This window comes from Sphingomonas sp. CCH5-D11 (assembly GCF_001557395.1).
In the GTDB taxonomy this organism is placed as follows: Bacteria; Pseudomonadota; Alphaproteobacteria; order Sphingomonadales; family Sphingomonadaceae; genus Sphingomonas.
In genome coordinates, this window is the sequence record NZ_LSKH01000244.1 from 11,997 (window position 1) to 25,494 (window position 13,498).

Below are 13,498 nucleotides of genomic sequence, written 5' to 3' on the forward strand. Positions count from 1 at the left end.
CGCCATGTCACGGCCCCAGGCCCTGTCAGCGGCGCCGGCGAGCGCGCGCCCGCACGTGCTGATCGTCGACGATTCGGCGGTCGCGCGCGCCGTGCTGACGCGGATGGTGGAGGACTCGGCCGCGTGCCGGGTTGCCGCTGCGGTGGCGGACATCGCCAGCGCCCTGCGGTTCCTGGCGGCGGAGACGGTGGACGTCATCCTGCTGGACCTCGAGATGCCAGGCGTTCATGGCCTGGCCGGGCTTCCGGACATCATCGCCGCGGGAGCGGGCGCCAAGGTGCTGGTGGTATCATCGGCGGCAGGCGAAGGAGCGGCCGCGACGATCGAGGCGCTGGCGCTGGGGGCGGCGGATACGCTGGTCAAGCCCGGACGAAGCGTCACCTCCGGCGGCTTTGCGGCGGCGCTGGCGGAAAAGCTCGTGCGCCTTGCCGAACGGTCGGAGCCGGTGGTGCGGGCCCCGACGCCGCAGCCGGCCGCGCCGCATGACTTCGACGTGGTCGCGATCGGCGCCTCGACAGGCGGCATCCATGCGCTGAACAGCCTGTTGCAAGCGCTTCCCACCAGGTTCCGCAAGCCAATCGTGATTACGCAGCATCTGCCGGCCGGCTTCATCCCTTATTTCGCCGGACAGGTGGCGGCTGCAACCGGGCGCAGGTGCGACGTGGCGGCGGACGACATGGTGCTTGGCGAAGGCGCGATCCTGGTCGCGCCAGGCAATGCGCATGTCACGGCGACGCCGTTGCCGGGCGGACGAACCGCGATCCGGCTGAGCCGCGCCGTGGTGGCGAACGGCAACATGCCATCCGTCGATCCGATGTTCGAAACCTTCGCCGATTGCTTCGGGCCGCGCCTGCTGGCGGTGGTGCTCAGCGGCATGGGGCGCGATGGCCTTGCCGGGGCAAGGCGCGTGCGCGCCGCGGGTGGCACGGTGATCGTGCAGGATCAGGCAAGCTCCGTGGTGTGGGGCATGCCGGGCGCCGTGGCGGCGGCGGGTCTTGCCCATGCCGTGCAGACGCCGGAGGCGATCGGGCGCTTCATCGCCAGCCAGCAGAGCGCCGCGCTGTGATCGGCAACCGTGGCGCCCGCCCCGCACCGGTTCCCGCGCCGCTCCCTGGGCAGGGCGAGGCAAGCGCCATCACGCTCGCCGCGCTCGCCGCGCTGCTGGAAGCGCGCACCGGGCAACGGATCGCCGCCAACCGCGCGTGGCGGATCGATACGGCGCTGAAGCCGATCGCCGCCGAACGCGGCGCGGCCTCGATCGACGAGCTGATGGCAGTTGTACGCGATGGCAGCGATACCGCGCTGGCCGACCGGATCGTCGATGCGCTGCTGAACCAGGAAACATCCTTCTTCCGCGACGCTGGTGCCATCGAGGCGGCGGCCGAGGCGATCACCGCCGTCGCGACCGGCACGCCGCGGATCTGGTGCGCCGGCTGTTCGACCGGACAGGAACCGCTGTCGCTGGCGATGGCGCTCCGGGAGCGCGACGTCGTGCACGAGCTGGTCGCGACCGATGTGTCGGCGCTGGCGATCAGCCGCGCCCGAAGCGGCCGCTATTCGCAGTTCGAGATCCAGCGCGGGCTGCCGATCCGGCGGATGCTGCGTTGGTTCGAACAGGATGGCTCGGACTGGGTGGCGCAGCAGGAACTGGTCCGCCGCATCATCTGGCGGCGCAGCAACCTGGTGCTGGACCCACCGCCCGCCGGCGGGTTCGACGGCATCTTCTGCCGCAACGTCCTGTTCTACCTCGCGCCGGATCTGCGCCCGCGCGTGCTCGACGCGATTGCGCGGAGCCTGCGGCCGGGCGGCCTGCTGATGCTTGGCGCGGGTGAGACGGTGATCGGCCAGTCAAGCCGCTTCGCGCCGAGCAAGAGGTTTCGCGGCCTCTATGAACTGACCGACGGGGGCGGATCGGCATAGCCATAGCCGGGCGGCAGCCTGCGGTGCTAGGGTCGGCCAACCGATCGCGGGGCCGCAGGAGTAACCATGACGCCAATCGAGGCGCCATCGCCGAATTTCGACGACCGTAAGCTGCCGATCACGATGATCGTGCTTCACTACACCGGCATGGTGGACGCGGCGTCGGCGCTCGCCCGGCTGCGCGATCCCGAAGCGAAGGTTTCAGCGCATTATCTGGTCGACGAGGACGGCACGGTGACGCGGCTAGTGCCGGAGGAAAAGCGCGCCTGGCATGCCGGCCGCTCGCACTGGCGCGACATTGAGGACGTCAATTCCGCCTCGATCGGGATCGAGATCGTCAATCCCGGGCATGAGTTCGGCTATCGTGCCTTTCCCGACGCGCAGGTCGATGCGGTGATCCGCCTGGTCCACGAGATCAAGGACCGGTACGAGATCACGCGCGGCAACATCGTGGCGCATTCGGACATCGCCCCGGCGAGGAAGCGCGATCCGGGCGAGCTGTTCCCCTGGGGCAGACTGGCGCGCCTGCGGCTGGCGCTGCCGCGGCCGACGAAGAACCTGATGGACCCGATGTGGGGAGAGGCCGCGTTCCTGCTGGCGCTGGAGCGCTTTGGCTATGACGTGAGCGACAAGATGGCGGCGATCATCGCCTTTCAGCGGCGCTTCCGCCCGGAACTGATCGATGGCGAGATCGATGCGGAATGCCGGATGATCCTCCTCGCGCTGCTGTTACCGAAGCCGCAGGGGGATGATTGAGGCAAGTTTCTGCTTCGAGTTCTGGAGGGCGCCTGGTCGGGTGCAACTGATGCGTGCCGTCATTCCCGCAAAGGCGGGAATCCGTGAACGTGACGTGTGGATCTCTCGCGAAGACAAAGTTTATGGATCTCCGCCTTCGCGGGGATGACGATTGTTCGGGTGGCAGCTTCCGCCCACTTTCGGACACTCCTTGTTACCGTTAAGCTGACAAACATGAGAATGCCACCAACCACCCCGCGTGGAGTTCTTCGTGAACTTGCTAGTCAACCTATCACCGGCCTTCGGATCGCACGTTGGTGGATAATCATCGGGACGCTGGTCGCACTATTCGGCTGCGCGATGGCTGTTGCCCATTTTGTCTATGATGTTCCAATCCAGAATGAAAACACTGGCATTCCCGCCACAGGCGGTGAAGTGGTGGCCATAACATCGCTGTTAAGTGGCGGCGGGCTGTTTTTTGTTGTCGCTGGCATTGCTCTGCGACGCTGGCTGCTCAACCGCCTGAACGGCAGCTAACCACCCATTTTGGCCGTCCGAAACGGCCACGAAAGCTGGCAGGTGGAGCCTGAGGAAAGCATGTGGTGCGGGGGCGCAGATCGGGAGCACGCACCCGGCCCACGGGGCGCCGTTATGATCGACGGATCCGCGCTTCCTTCTGCCCACTGACGTGCCGAAATCGGCGGCCTATCAGAGGGGCGAGGGAGGCGCGGGGATCGGGGCGCCGGCGGGTGCGAGAGTCGGCGGTGTCTCGCTGTCGGCCGCGACCGGGTCATTTTCGCTCAGCGTCTCGGCCGCGGCCGGCGGGGTCGCCGCAACGGGTATTTCGCTGGCTTGCACCACGGGTGGCGGTACCACGACGGGTATCTCGCTGGCTTGCGCCACGGGTGGCGGTACCACGACGGGGATTTCGCTGGCTTGCACCACCGGTGGCGGGACTACCAGTGGCGGGGCCGGCTGATAATAATCACGCCAGGCGTCATAAGCCGCATAGAATTCCACAAACGGGCGGTCGAGGCGCAGCAGCGCCGCTCTGGCGAAGGTCGGCAGATCATCATCGGCGACCTGGCCGACCTGCGCGACCTCCTCGCGTGCCACGGCGCAAAAGGCCGCCCGCATCGCCGGCTGCGCATAGAAATTGTAGATGCGTGTCTGATTGTCGTCATAGACACGCTGCCAGTCCCACCAACCGGGCGCCTGCCATTCGCGAATATAGGCCTGGTAGTAGCGATCGATCACGGCGGCGCGCGTCCTGAGCCACGCATTGTAATGCTCGAGGACCCCGCCACCTGCCTGGTCGCAGCCGAGCGCGGCGACGTTCAACGCGTTGCGTAAGTGCCAGACGGCGGCCTGATCGGTATTGTCCAGATTGGGCGTGACATACTTGCCGTCGGCGCGCTTGGTCGCGCTCTTCATGCCGATATAGCCACCGGCCGGCATCGTAGGCGGCGGCGGAGGGGGCGCCTGGATAATGGGTGGCAGCGGCGCGGGAGCGGGCGGCGTGGCGCAGCCGGACAGGGCAAGTGCCATTCCGCCGAGCAGGCTCCAGCCGAGGTTCGAACGCATTGTCATCGTCTTGCCCAGATAATCCATTTGGGGGCTCGCCTAACCCGTATGGGATGAACATCACAAGAATGGCTGGACTCTGCATGCTCTTTCCCAACCTCAATCGAGGTTGCGGCCGGTCGGCGGCGCCGTGGCGGCAAGCAGGGCTGAGATGGCGGGGAGGCGCTTCACGTTGGCGCAAGACCTGGGCGTTCGCTTGCCACTCAAAGATCCGCCGTCGCCCAACCGCCCGTTTGCATTCCGCCGCCGTCACGCTACAGCCCCTGCCCACACCAGAGGGCCGGGCGGCCGCGTCGTGGATCATCCACGCCGAGGAAAGTCCGGGCTCCATGGAACAACGGTGGCGGGTAACGCCCGCCGGGGGTGACCCCAGGGAAAGTGCCACAGAGAGCAGACCGCCCAATCTTCGGATGAAGGCTTCGGCCGGGCAAGGGTGAAAGGGTGCGGTAAAAGCGCACCGCGCTTCCGGTAACGGCGGCGGCATGGCAAACCCCACCGGGAGCAAGACCGAATAGGGGCGGCATGGGGCGAAAGCTCCGGGGTGTGTTCCCACCTGCTGCCCGGGTTGGTTGCTGGAGCGCGTCGGCAACGGCGCGCCAAGAGGAATGGTCGCCCATCCCGAAAGGGTGGACAGAACCCGGCTTACAGGCCCTCTGGTGTCACCTTTAACCGCGGGCCTACAATCGCTAGATGGCGGGGAATGGCGCGTTCTTCCCGATCCAATGACTGGGGCTTTCCCCGCTGGCGCGAATATGGCGCGGCGCGCGAGGCGACCAAGGTGCGGCTGTGCGACCGGCATGGCTGCGAGGAGCCGGGGAATTGCCCGGCGCCCAAATCGCCCAACAGCCCGGAGCGCTGGTATTTCTGCCAGGCGCATGCGGCCGAATATAATCGCGGCTGGAACTACTTCGAAGGGCTGGACGCCGAAGAGGCGGCGGCGCGTGAGCAGGCCGAGCGGCGCGATGCCTCGGGCTATGAACAGTCGCGCTATCAGAGCTGGGCTGGGTCAGGCGACGGCAGCCGCTCGCGCGACGAGATGCGCGCCCTGGAGGTGCTGGAGCTGGAAACGGACGCCACGTTCGAGGATGTGCGGCTTGCCTGGCGGCGGCTGGCGAAGACCAACCATCCCGATGTGCGGCCGGGCGACAAGGACGCGGCCAAGCGCTTTCAGGCGATCCAGGCCGCCTATGAGGTGCTGCGTGCCGCCGAGGAGCGGCGGACCTGGAAGCCGGCTTGAAGAAGGCGAGGGCGCAGTGGCGCGGCGCGGTGCTGGTCTGCGCCAAATGTTCGAAGAAGGTGGATGGCGGCTTTGGCCCGAAGGGGCGTGAGCGGCTGGCCAAGGCGCTGCGGCGCGAGCCCGGCTTCGGCAAGGGACGCAAGGCGAACATGGGAGTGGCGGAGGTGAAGTGCCTCGGCATCTGCCCGAAGAATGCGGTGGTGGTGATCGACACGCGGCGCCTCGACGAATGGCTCGTGGTGCCGGCAGGGGCGGACGTGGCGCTGTTGACGGAACGACTGGGCTAGGCAGCGCCCAAGCGGTTGGTGACGTCAGCGCGCGGCCTCGGCGAGCAGCCACTCGCGGAACGCCTGCATGGCGGGGTCGAGCTTTCGCGACAAGAGGTGGGTCAGCCAGTAGCGGCCGGCGTCGACCGTGGTGGCGAAGGGCTGCACTAGCCGCTCGGATGCGAGATCGCGAGTGAACATCGCGGGCGGCGCGAGCGCGACCCCCAGGCCGGACGCCGCCGCGGCGACCATGACCGCCGAACTGTCGAACATCGCGCCGCGCGGGGCCGGGGCTGCGACACCGGCAGCCGCGAACCAGCCGGCCCATTCGTTGGCGCGATACGAGCGCAAAAGCGTCTCCCGCGTCAGATCCGATGCGGAATGCAGCCGCTGCGCCAAGGCCGGCGTGCACAATGGAGCGAGCGGCGCATCGAGCAGCGGTTCGGCGTAGGTGCCGTGCCAGGCGCCATCGCCGAAGCGGATGGCGAAGTGCAGCGCCTCGCCGGCGAGGTCGACCCGATTGTTGTTGATCGACATACGAAGGTCGATGTGCGGATGCGATGCGGTGAAGCCGTCCAGTCGCTCCAGCAGCCAGCCGGTGGCAAAGGTGCCGACCACGCCGATGTTCAGCGCCTGCTGAAAACGGCCGCCTGAATAGCGATCCAGCGTTGCCGCCACCTTGTCGAATGCATCGGCGACCACCGGGACCAGCGCATGGCCGTCGTCGGTCAGCGCCAAGCCACGAGGGAGCCGGTTGAACAGGCGGGTCGAGAGCCGCTGCTCAAGCTGCGCCACATGATGGCTGACCGCGCTTGGCGTGACGCACAGCTCGATTGCGGCGCGGGTGAAGTTCAGATGCCGCGCGGCCGCATCGAAGGCGCGCAGGGCGTTGAGCGGCAATTGGGCGCGATCCATGCGCTGTCATCGAATTTTCTCAAGCCTCTGTCGAGCTAAGACCGTTTGTGGCGCCGGCCAGCGCGGCTCATGGTCGCGGCGAAGGAGATGCGATCATGTTCATCCGCAGCGTCATATCAGCGTCGGCCGCCCTCCTGTGCACGGCGGCGGCGCAGGGGCAGGACGACCCGCTCACGCGCCCGCTGGCTGTCGCGCGGGAGTCGACCTGGCTGGCGCCGCGGCCCCCCATCAGGGTGTTCGGCAATAGCTATCTTGTTGGCTTCGGCGGGCTCAGCGTGGCGCTGATCGATACGGGCAAGGGGCTGATCCTGATCGACGGCGCGCTGCCGCAAGCGGCGCCGGCAATCCTCGCCAATGTTTCCCGGCTCGGCTTCAGGCCGCGCGACATCAAATATATTCTCAGCACGGAGCCGCATTTCGACCATGCCGGCGGCATTGCGGCGCTGGCGCGGGATACCGACGCCACGGTGGTGGCGAGCGCGCGGGGTGCAGAAGGGCTGCGAACCGGGCGCCTGGCCGCGGATGATCCGCAACTTGGCTATGACAGTCGCTTTCCGGCGGTGACACCGGATCTCGCAACGGTGCGGGCGATGGGCGACGGCGAGGTGCTGAGGCTGGGCAATGTGGCGATCACCGCGCGCGCGACGCCGGGGCATACGGCTGGCAGCATGAGCTGGGGCTGGCAGTCGTGCGAGGGGAAGAACTGCAAGTCGCTGGTCTTTGCCTCCAGCCTGAACCCGGTGTCCGCCGATGGATATCGCTACACCTCAGCGGCGGGTGAGACGGTCGTGGCGGGCTTTCGGCGCAGCCATGAGGTGATGCGGACGATCCCCTGCGATATCCTGATCAGCGCCCATGCCGATCAGGATGGCGCGACCGAGCGGTTCCTTACGCGGCCGGGCGCGTGCCGTGCCTATGGTACCGCGTCAGAGCGTGCGCTGGCCCGGCGGCTGACCGCGGAAGCTGCGCGCTAGAGTGTGATTCCGGCAGGCTTCTGGAAACACCTCCACGGCGAAGACCGGGAGCCAGCGAGGAAAGAATTGGTAACAGCCGCTGCGCGGGCCAGCTCTGTTCGACAACTGAGCCCCGACCTTTGTCGGGAAGGCGGATCAGACTGGCAGGATCATGCTCTTACGGCATTTACAGGTGACGCGCCGCCGTCTCGCGGATCAGCGCGATCATGTTGGGAATGCCCTGAGTCCGGTTGGAGCTGAGCTGGTTCTTGAGGTCGAAGGGCGCGAGCGCGGCGGCGATGTCGGTGGCGGCGATGTCGGCGGGCGCGCGGTCCTGCACCGTTTTCAGGACCAGGGCGATAATCCCCTTGGTGATCGCGGCATTGCTGTCGGCAAGGAAGTGGAGCGTGCCGTCATCGCTGCGGGTGGGATAGACCCAGACGGAAGCGGAGCAGCCGCGCACCAGCGTTGCATCGGTCTTCAGCGCCGCTGGCATCGGCTCCAGCGCGCGGCCGAGATCGATGAGAAGGCGGTAGCGATCGTCGGCGTCGAGGAACTCATATTCGTCGCGGATATCGGCGAGGTCGGGCGAGGTCTCTGGCATCGCCTTTGCGACTAGCCGCTTGCCCGAGAGGCGGCAACCAGATGCGGGCCTGGCGGGTGGATCAGAGGTCCACCCCGGCGGCGATCGCCTCCAGCTTGCGGATCCGTTCACGCAGGTCAGCGATCTCGATGCGGGCGCTGGCGCTGGTCGGCACCGGCGTGCGCGCGTCGGCATCCTGGCGCAGTTCCTGCTCCTTCAGCCGGAGCCAGCCGCGCCAGCCGGCAAGCCCCGCAGAGATCAGCATCGCCAGGCCGGCGAGCGCCGCGGTTGCCATGATGAGATAGAAGCTCGGGTCGGACATGATGTCTGCTCCCTTGTTCGGACGTTAGCGGTCGCGCAGTTCTTCGATCTGACGGCTCAGATCGACGCTGCCGTGGTTGTCGGTGATGACCCGTTCCAGCACCGCCACGCGCTCGCGCAGCTGCCGGATCTCGTCACGGGCGGCGACCACGTCGTGGGGCAGCGCCTCGCCTTCGCCGACCCGGCCCATGGCGCGGTACTTCTCCTTGGACACCCGCGCCAGCGAGGTGATCAGCACGATCCCGAGGATCATGAAGACGATAGACCAGGGCATTTCAGATCCTCTTGCTTATCGAAAGTTCGGGTCAGTTGGGGCGATTGGCCGGGGGAAGATCACGCAGCTGCTCGATCTGGTCCGCGACATGGATCCCCTTGTCGGTGACGATCCGCTCCAGCACCCGCACCCGTTGCTCCAGCCGCTCGGTATGCGCGGCATATTGCGCCGCTTTCTCTGCCGTCTGCGCATTCAGCGCTTCCGCCATCCGCTCCTTGTGCTTCAGCCAGCGGCGGAACATGTCGGAGGCGACGCCGAAGATCACTGGCAGGCCGACAACGATCATGAAGAACATGAGGACGAAGCCGTATTTGCCCATGTGCCTGCTCCTCAGTTCGCGCGGGTGCGCAGTTGCTCGATTTCCTGCGCGACCATGTGGCCGCTGTCGGTGACGATGCGCTCGACGTTCTGGAGCCGGTCCTTGATCGCGCCCAGCTCGGCGCGAAGCTGACCGTTTTCCTGCGTCAGCAGCTTCACGCGCTCGATCGTCTCGTCATCCCGCTTCGGGTATGCCTGACCCCATTGGCCATCGAGCGGATAACCGTTCCTGATGCGCATCCAGGTGGTGGCGACCCATCCGAACATCCCCGCGACGCCCACTGTGGCGATCACCGGCGCAAGGGCGGAGAAGAACTGAATCTTTTCGGCAGCGGTCATGGCAATCCTTTCCTCTCAGCGGTTGCGCAGCTGTTCGATCTCGTGCGCGGTGCGGGTGGCGGGATCGGTGGCGATGCGTTCGAGCACTGCGATCCGCTCCTCCAGCCGGCTCACCATGCCGGTGAGCCGCTCATTCTCGTTCGTCAGCAACTCGACCTTGCGGGCGGCTTCCGGCGTTTCCTTGCCGATGTTGCGGCCCCAATCGTCGCTGATCGAATAGCCATGCTTCGCGCGGATCCAGTTGTTGATCAGCCAGGCGCCGCATGAAATCGCGATGATGGCGAGTACGAAGAACGGTCCGTGGAAATCCATGGTGCCTCTCCCGAAGGCTGCTATCGATCAGCGCAGGCGCTCGATCTCGTCGGCAAGCTGCGTGTTGCGGCTGGTGTAATGGGTTTCGATATCCGCCAGGCGGCGATCGAGCTCGCGAAACTTGGAGCGGACTTCAGCCGTGGTGCGCTTCGGATTGGAGCGCACATTCTGCCAGAATTTCGCGTCTTCCGGCGATCCGTAGAGATCCGCGGGGCGATCGCTCGCCATCCAGCCAATCAGCAGATAGGCGATGAGCGTCCAGGGGAAGCCGCCGGCGAGGGTCAGCAGGATCATGCCGATGCGAACCCAGAGCACCTCGATCCCGGTATAGTCGGCGATCCCGGCGCAGACGCCCTTCCACTTGCGATCCTGGCGGTTGAGGTAGAATTTGGTGCGGCTGTTATCGGCCATCAGTTCCTCCTCAGGTTCCGGTCTTCAAGCCGGTAATCGGGTTCCGAACGGTAATCGGCGATGCCGGGGCGGAAATCGGGATTGTCGGCGGCGACGATGCGCTCCACCGTATTGACCCGATCCTCCAGCCGGCGGGCGAGCGAGTGGAGCTCATCGAGCAAAGCCTCATCCTCGGTCGTCATCGACCCGGGCGCCTGCTTCCACTTGGTCACATAGTGCATGATCAGCCACGGCAACCCGATGAAGAGGATGCCGACGACCAGGACAGGTACGAATACCTCTTCCATCTCAATTATCCTTTTTCAGGCGCGCTTTCAGCGCGGCGAGCTCGGCATCGATCTTGTCGGCGGCCTTCAGCTCGGCGATTTCCTCGTCCAGGCTCTTGGGCAGGGCACCCAGGCCAAGCGCATCGGCGCGCCCCTCCGCCTCGTCCACCTTGCGTTCCAGCATCTCGAAGCGGCTGAAGGCGTCGTGCGTCCGCGGGCCGTTCCACATCTCGCGCAGGCGGGAGCGGTTGTTGGCGCTCTCCAGCCGCGTCGCGATGTTGTTCTGCCGGGTGCGGGCCTCGCGCAGCTTGTTCTGCAGCTTGGCGATGTCCTCTTCCGAGCCGCGCAGCGTATCATCGAGAACCGCCACCTCTGCCCGAAGCTGCTCGATCATGTCGGTCGCCTTCTGGCGCTCCATGAGTGCCGCCTTGGCAAGATCCTCGCGATCCTTGGACAGGGCGAGTTCCGCCTTTTCCGTCCAGTTCGCCTCGATCTCCGAAAGCTTGGTCATGTGGCGCCGCATCTCCTTGATGTCGGCGATCGTCCGTGCAGCGGAAGCGCGCACCTCGACCAGCGTCTCCTCCATCTCCAGGATGATCATGCGGATCATCTTGGCCGGATCTTCTGCCTTTTCGAGCAGCTCCGCCATGTTGGCGGCGACAATGTCGCGGGTGCGGGAAAAGATGCCCATCAACGAAACTCCTGGTGATGCCCTTTTATAGGCTTGCCGCCGGGGCGAAGCGAGGGAAGACCCGCCCCGGCGGCGCCGTTCACGCCACCGCGTGAACGATGGGGGCGGCCCCGCCCGCCGGGCCGACGGCGCCGATCACCATGGTGGTGCTGAACACGACGGCGAAGGCGATGGCGGCGATGTTGCGGCCGAGCTGTGCGAACTGGGTCATGGCGGGTCTCCTTGCTGAACCTGGTGATTTCCACCGCTCTGGGCGGTTATGCCGACTGCTGTGCATGGGGCGTGCCAATTTTGTTTCGACCATAAGCGAATGGCTGGGGTGCGCCGATGCGTTCGAAAGAAGTCGTTATGCTACAAGCGCTTAATGCCAAATCAGCCTGGCATGGCCAGGTCGTCGGCGTGATTTGTGAGGGTCAGACACGTCTTGCCAAGCATTGGCGAGATGCGCCAAAGCTTAGGTGAACGGGGCGACAGGCGATGGCGGAGCGGACAAGTCAGGTTATCGGCCAGTCGGGCGCGTTCCTCGACGCGCTGGAGCGTGCCAGCCGTGCAGCAGCGCTGGATCGGCCGGTGCTGGTGATTGGGGAGCGCGGAACCGGCAAGGAACTGGTGGCCGAGCGGCTTCACCGGCTCAGCCCGCGATGGGACCAGCCGCTGGTCGTGATGAATTGTGCAGCGCTGCCCGAAACGCTGATCGAGGCGGAACTGTTCGGCCATGAATCGGGCGCCTTCACCGGTGCCACCAAGACGCGGGCCGGTCGCTTCGAGGAGGCCGACGGGGGCACATTGTTCCTCGACGAGCTCGGCACGCTCTCCATGGGCGCGCAGGAGCGCTTGTTGCGCGCGGTGGAATATGGCGAGGTGACTCGGATCGGCGCCTCCCGACCGCTCCGCGTGGACGTGCGGATCGTCGCGGCGACCAACGAGCATCTTCCCGACAAGGTGGACCGGCACGAGTTTCGCGCCGACCTTCTGGACCGGTTGTCGTTCGAGGTGGTGACGCTGCCGCCGCTGCGCGCGCGAAAAAGCGATATCCTGATCCTGGCCGACCATTTCGGCCGGCGGATGGCGGCGGAAATGGGCTGGGATCGCTGGCACGGCTTTTCGCCACCGGCGCAGGACGCGCTGCGCGATTATCGCTGGCCGGGCAATGTGCGCGAGTTGCGCAACGTGGTGGAGCGCGCAGTCTACCGTTGGGAACGCGACGGGCCGATCGAGGCGATCGAGTTCGATCCCTTCCAGTCGCCATATCGACCGGGCAGCAACGGTGCGCCGGCTGCGGCGGCTCCCGTTGCGGCATCGGCGCCGTTGGCTCCTGCGCCATCGGAGCAGCGCGCCGCCACAAGCGAAGGGGACGAGGTGGCGGCGTGCGACGTTGGCCCGTCCGACTTCAAGAGCCGCGTGGCGCTGTTCGAAAAGGAACTGCTGACGCGCGCCCTGGCGGACAACCGCTACAATCAGCGGGCGACAGCGGATGCGCTGGGGCTCAGCTACGACCAGCTGCGCCATGCGCTTCGGCGACACGATCTGATCGGGGCGGCGGGTTAGCCCGGACCGGGGTGGGAGCTCGTTCGCGCGCGCCTTGCAGGCGGGCGGACGTACTTCCGATCGCACCGGTTGCGTAACGAGCGTGCCGGAGCCATTTGGGTGACGTCGCGTTCCTTTCGCGAGCCCCACAAGGAGGATCCCATCATGGCATTCGAACTTCCGCCGCTGCCGTACGACTATGACGCGCTGGAGCCGGTCATCTCCAAGGAGACGATGACCTTCCACCATGACAAGCACCATGCAGCCTATACCGCCAAGCTGAACGAGGGCGTTGCCGCCGATCCGAAGCTGGAAGGCAAGTCGATCGAGGAGATCCTAGGCCAGATCTCGTCGCTGCCGCCGCTGGTGCGCAACAATGGCGGTGGTTACTGGAACCACGACTTCTTCTGGAAGATCATGACCAGCCCGTCGAAGAGCGGCCAGCCGACCGGCGCGCTGAAGGACGCGATCGACGCGTTCGGCGGACTCGATAAGCTCAAGGAAGAATTCAACACTAAGGGCGCGGGCCAGTTCGGCTCGGGCTGGGCGTGGGTGATCAAGGATTCGTCCGGCGCGCTGAAGGTCACCTCGACCCCGAACCAGGACAATCCGCTGATGGACGATGCCAAGGACAAGGGCACGCCGATCCTGGGCAATGACGTGTGGGAGCACGCATATTACCTCACCTACAAGAACGACCGCCCCGGCTATCTGAAGGCGTGGTGGGATCTGGTGAACTGGGAAGAGGCCGGCCGTCGCTTCGACGCCGCCTGAACCCGCGCCAGCGCGCGAAAAAAGAAGGGGATGGCCGCTGGCCGTCCCCTTTTTCATTTTCGGGGCTTGCAC

At 66.1% G+C, this 13,498-nt stretch carries 21 protein-coding genes and 1 other RNA gene; 10 read left to right on the forward strand and 12 right to left on the reverse strand.

The features are described 5' to 3' along the window. The first annotated feature begins 4 nt into the window (after window positions 1-4). The 4 genes from AX702_RS15145 to AX702_RS22140 all read left to right on the forward strand — a co-directional run bounded on the left by AX702_RS15145 (window position 5) and on the right by AX702_RS22140 (window position 3,192). A complete protein-coding gene (locus tag AX702_RS15145) occupies window positions 5-1,066 on the forward strand; it encodes a chemotaxis protein CheB (protein WP_066780948.1) in 1,062 nt (353 codons plus the stop codon). A 68-nt stretch (window positions 1,067-1,134) separates the two neighbouring features. Then, window positions 1,135-1,920 carry a CheR family methyltransferase gene (locus AX702_RS15150; RefSeq protein ID WP_066781084.1) on the forward strand — a complete coding sequence of 262 codons (786 nt, stop codon included), beginning with the start codon at window positions 1,135-1,137 and terminating at the stop codon, window positions 1,918-1,920. A 66-nt stretch (window positions 1,921-1,986) separates the two neighbouring features. After that, window positions 1,987-2,676: an N-acetylmuramoyl-L-alanine amidase gene (locus AX702_RS15155; RefSeq protein ID WP_066780949.1), complete on the forward strand. Its 690-nt coding sequence runs from the start codon at window positions 1,987-1,989 to the stop codon at window positions 2,674-2,676. 213 nt (window positions 2,677-2,889) lie between these two features. After that, entirely contained in the window at window positions 2,890-3,192 is a 303-nt protein-coding gene (locus AX702_RS22140) for a hypothetical protein (protein ID WP_156455518.1), read from the forward strand. A 171-nt stretch (window positions 3,193-3,363) separates the two neighbouring features. Here the strand turns inward: AX702_RS22140 and AX702_RS15160 are convergent, their stop codons facing one another. After that, window positions 3,364-4,266, reverse strand: coding sequence for a hypothetical protein (locus AX702_RS15160; RefSeq protein WP_066780950.1), 903 nt, complete (start codon window positions 4,264-4,266; stop codon window positions 3,364-3,366). 245 nt (window positions 4,267-4,511) lie between these two features. On the opposite strand from AX702_RS15160, the gene rnpB reads away from it, so the two are divergent. The 3 genes from rnpB (at window position 4,512) to AX702_RS15175 (ending at window position 5,763) form a co-directional block, all read left to right on the forward strand. Next, window positions 4,512-4,900, forward strand: an RNA gene (rnpB, locus tag AX702_RS15165) — RNase P RNA component class A. A 39-nt stretch (window positions 4,901-4,939) separates the two neighbouring features. Continuing rightward, complete coding sequence (locus AX702_RS15170; RefSeq protein ID WP_066780951.1) at window positions 4,940-5,476, forward strand: J domain-containing protein; 537 nt, start codon at window positions 4,940-4,942, stop codon at window positions 5,474-5,476. After that, on the forward strand, window positions 5,473-5,763 hold the full coding sequence (locus tag AX702_RS15175; protein WP_066780953.1) for a hypothetical protein: 291 nt from the start codon (window positions 5,473-5,475) through the stop codon (window positions 5,761-5,763). Before AX702_RS15170 ends, AX702_RS15175 begins: the two co-directional genes overlap by 4 nt. Window positions 5,764-5,787: 24 nt before the next feature. Here the strand turns inward: AX702_RS15175 and AX702_RS15180 are convergent, their stop codons facing one another. Beyond that, complete coding sequence (locus tag AX702_RS15180; protein ID WP_066780955.1) at window positions 5,788-6,657, reverse strand: LysR family transcriptional regulator; 870 nt, start codon at window positions 6,655-6,657, stop codon at window positions 5,788-5,790. 95 nt (window positions 6,658-6,752) lie between these two features. Here AX702_RS15180 and bla point away from each other — a divergent pair, with 95 nt between their 5' ends. Beyond that, window positions 6,753-7,631 carry a subclass B3 metallo-beta-lactamase gene (gene bla, locus AX702_RS15185; protein ID WP_066781085.1) on the forward strand — a complete coding sequence of 293 codons (879 nt, stop codon included), beginning with the start codon at window positions 6,753-6,755 and terminating at the stop codon, window positions 7,629-7,631. A gap of 166 nt (window positions 7,632-7,797) precedes the next feature. Here the strand turns inward: bla and AX702_RS15190 are convergent, their stop codons facing one another. The 10 genes from AX702_RS15190 to AX702_RS23475 all read right to left on the reverse strand — a co-directional run bounded on the left by AX702_RS15190 (window position 7,798) and on the right by AX702_RS23475 (window position 11,336). After that, the gene (locus AX702_RS15190) at window positions 7,798-8,214 is read right to left on the reverse strand and encodes a SufE family protein (protein WP_066780957.1); all 417 of its coding nucleotides are present in this window, start codon (window positions 8,212-8,214) and stop codon (window positions 7,798-7,800) included. A gap of 61 nt (window positions 8,215-8,275) precedes the next feature. Continuing rightward, window positions 8,276-8,515: a hypothetical protein gene (locus AX702_RS15195; RefSeq protein ID WP_066780959.1), complete on the reverse strand. Its 240-nt coding sequence runs from the start codon at window positions 8,513-8,515 to the stop codon at window positions 8,276-8,278. Between the two features lie 24 nt (window positions 8,516-8,539). Next, window positions 8,540-8,788: a hypothetical protein gene (locus AX702_RS15200; RefSeq protein ID WP_231731881.1), complete on the reverse strand. Its 249-nt coding sequence runs from the start codon at window positions 8,786-8,788 to the stop codon at window positions 8,540-8,542. A gap of 31 nt (window positions 8,789-8,819) precedes the next feature. Continuing rightward, window positions 8,820-9,107 carry a hypothetical protein gene (locus tag AX702_RS15205; protein ID WP_066780961.1) on the reverse strand — a complete coding sequence of 96 codons (288 nt, stop codon included), beginning with the start codon at window positions 9,105-9,107 and terminating at the stop codon, window positions 8,820-8,822. 11 nt (window positions 9,108-9,118) lie between these two features. Continuing rightward, window positions 9,119-9,445 carry a hypothetical protein gene (locus tag AX702_RS15210; protein WP_066780963.1) on the reverse strand — a complete coding sequence of 109 codons (327 nt, stop codon included), beginning with the start codon at window positions 9,443-9,445 and terminating at the stop codon, window positions 9,119-9,121. Between the two features lie 15 nt (window positions 9,446-9,460). Continuing rightward, entirely contained in the window at window positions 9,461-9,757 is a 297-nt protein-coding gene (locus AX702_RS15215) for a hypothetical protein (protein WP_066780965.1), read from the reverse strand. Between the two features lie 27 nt (window positions 9,758-9,784). Next, a complete protein-coding gene (pspC, locus tag AX702_RS15220) occupies window positions 9,785-10,168 on the reverse strand; it encodes an envelope stress response membrane protein PspC (RefSeq protein ID WP_066780967.1) in 384 nt (127 codons plus the stop codon). Then, window positions 10,168-10,455, reverse strand: a complete 288-nt coding sequence (gene pspB / locus AX702_RS15225; RefSeq protein ID WP_066780969.1) for an envelope stress response membrane protein PspB — start codon at window positions 10,453-10,455, stop codon at window positions 10,168-10,170. The genes pspC and pspB overlap by 1 nt, the downstream gene beginning before the upstream one ends. Window position 10,456: 1 nt before the next feature. Continuing rightward, window positions 10,457-11,125 carry a phage shock protein PspA gene (gene pspA, locus AX702_RS15230; RefSeq protein WP_066780971.1) on the reverse strand — a complete coding sequence of 223 codons (669 nt, stop codon included), beginning with the start codon at window positions 11,123-11,125 and terminating at the stop codon, window positions 10,457-10,459. Window positions 11,126-11,204: 79 nt separating this feature from the next. After that, window positions 11,205-11,336: a hypothetical protein gene (locus tag AX702_RS23475; protein ID WP_269450404.1), complete on the reverse strand. Its 132-nt coding sequence runs from the start codon at window positions 11,334-11,336 to the stop codon at window positions 11,205-11,207. Window positions 11,337-11,602: 266 nt separating this feature from the next. On the opposite strand from AX702_RS23475, the gene pspF reads away from it, so the two are divergent. Together pspF and AX702_RS15240 are read left to right on the forward strand one after the other, a co-directional pair. Then, window positions 11,603-12,673 (forward strand): phage shock protein operon transcriptional activator, encoded by a 1,071-nt coding sequence (pspF, locus tag AX702_RS15235; protein ID WP_066780973.1) that lies wholly within the window; start codon window positions 11,603-11,605, stop codon window positions 12,671-12,673. Window positions 12,674-12,817: 144 nt separating this feature from the next. Continuing rightward, window positions 12,818-13,426 carry a superoxide dismutase gene (locus AX702_RS15240; protein WP_066781089.1) on the forward strand — a complete coding sequence of 203 codons (609 nt, stop codon included), beginning with the start codon at window positions 12,818-12,820 and terminating at the stop codon, window positions 13,424-13,426. Window positions 13,427-13,498 lie beyond the last annotated feature (72 nt).

What these genes read in the sequence shown, in the direction of transcription:
- AX702_RS15145 (WP_066780948.1), top strand. Translation starts at nt 5, where the DNA reads ATGTCACGGCCCCAGGCCCTGTCAGCGGCGCCGGCGAGCGCGCGCCCG.
- AX702_RS15155 (WP_066780949.1), top strand. Translation starts at nt 1,987, where the DNA reads ATGACGCCAATCGAGGCGCCATCGCCGAATTTCGACGACCGTAAGCTG.
- AX702_RS22140 (WP_156455518.1), top strand. Translation starts at nt 2,890, where the DNA reads ATGAGAATGCCACCAACCACCCCGCGTGGAGTTCTTCGTGAACTTGCT.
- AX702_RS15160 (WP_066780950.1), bottom strand. Translation starts at nt 4,266, where the DNA reads ATGGATTATCTGGGCAAGACGATGACAATGCGTTCGAACCTCGGCTGG.
- AX702_RS15170 (WP_066780951.1), top strand. Translation starts at nt 4,940, where the DNA reads ATGGCGCGTTCTTCCCGATCCAATGACTGGGGCTTTCCCCGCTGGCGC.
- AX702_RS15180 (WP_066780955.1), bottom strand. Translation starts at nt 6,657, where the DNA reads ATGGATCGCGCCCAATTGCCGCTCAACGCCCTGCGCGCCTTCGATGCG.
- bla (WP_066781085.1), top strand. Translation starts at nt 6,753, where the DNA reads ATGTTCATCCGCAGCGTCATATCAGCGTCGGCCGCCCTCCTGTGCACG.
- AX702_RS15190 (WP_066780957.1), bottom strand. Translation starts at nt 8,214, where the DNA reads ATGCCAGAGACCTCGCCCGACCTCGCCGATATCCGCGACGAATATGAG.
- AX702_RS15195 (WP_066780959.1), bottom strand. Translation starts at nt 8,515, where the DNA reads ATGTCCGACCCGAGCTTCTATCTCATCATGGCAACCGCGGCGCTCGCC.
- AX702_RS15200 (WP_231731881.1), bottom strand. Translation starts at nt 8,788, where the DNA reads ATGCCCTGGTCTATCGTCTTCATGATCCTCGGGATCGTGCTGATCACC.
- AX702_RS15205 (WP_066780961.1), bottom strand. Translation starts at nt 9,107, where the DNA reads ATGGGCAAATACGGCTTCGTCCTCATGTTCTTCATGATCGTTGTCGGC.
- AX702_RS15210 (WP_066780963.1), bottom strand. Translation starts at nt 9,445, where the DNA reads ATGACCGCTGCCGAAAAGATTCAGTTCTTCTCCGCCCTTGCGCCGGTG.
- AX702_RS15215 (WP_066780965.1), bottom strand. Translation starts at nt 9,757, where the DNA reads ATGGATTTCCACGGACCGTTCTTCGTACTCGCCATCATCGCGATTTCA.
- pspC (WP_066780967.1), bottom strand. Translation starts at nt 10,168, where the DNA reads ATGGCCGATAACAGCCGCACCAAATTCTACCTCAACCGCCAGGATCGC.
- pspB (WP_066780969.1), bottom strand. Translation starts at nt 10,455, where the DNA reads ATGGAAGAGGTATTCGTACCTGTCCTGGTCGTCGGCATCCTCTTCATC.
- pspA (WP_066780971.1), bottom strand. Translation starts at nt 11,125, where the DNA reads ATGGGCATCTTTTCCCGCACCCGCGACATTGTCGCCGCCAACATGGCG.
- AX702_RS23475 (WP_269450404.1), bottom strand. Translation starts at nt 11,336, where the DNA reads ATGACCCAGTTCGCACAGCTCGGCCGCAACATCGCCGCCATCGCCTTC.
- pspF (WP_066780973.1), top strand. Translation starts at nt 11,603, where the DNA reads ATGGCGGAGCGGACAAGTCAGGTTATCGGCCAGTCGGGCGCGTTCCTC.
- AX702_RS15240 (WP_066781089.1), top strand. Translation starts at nt 12,818, where the DNA reads ATGGCATTCGAACTTCCGCCGCTGCCGTACGACTATGACGCGCTGGAG.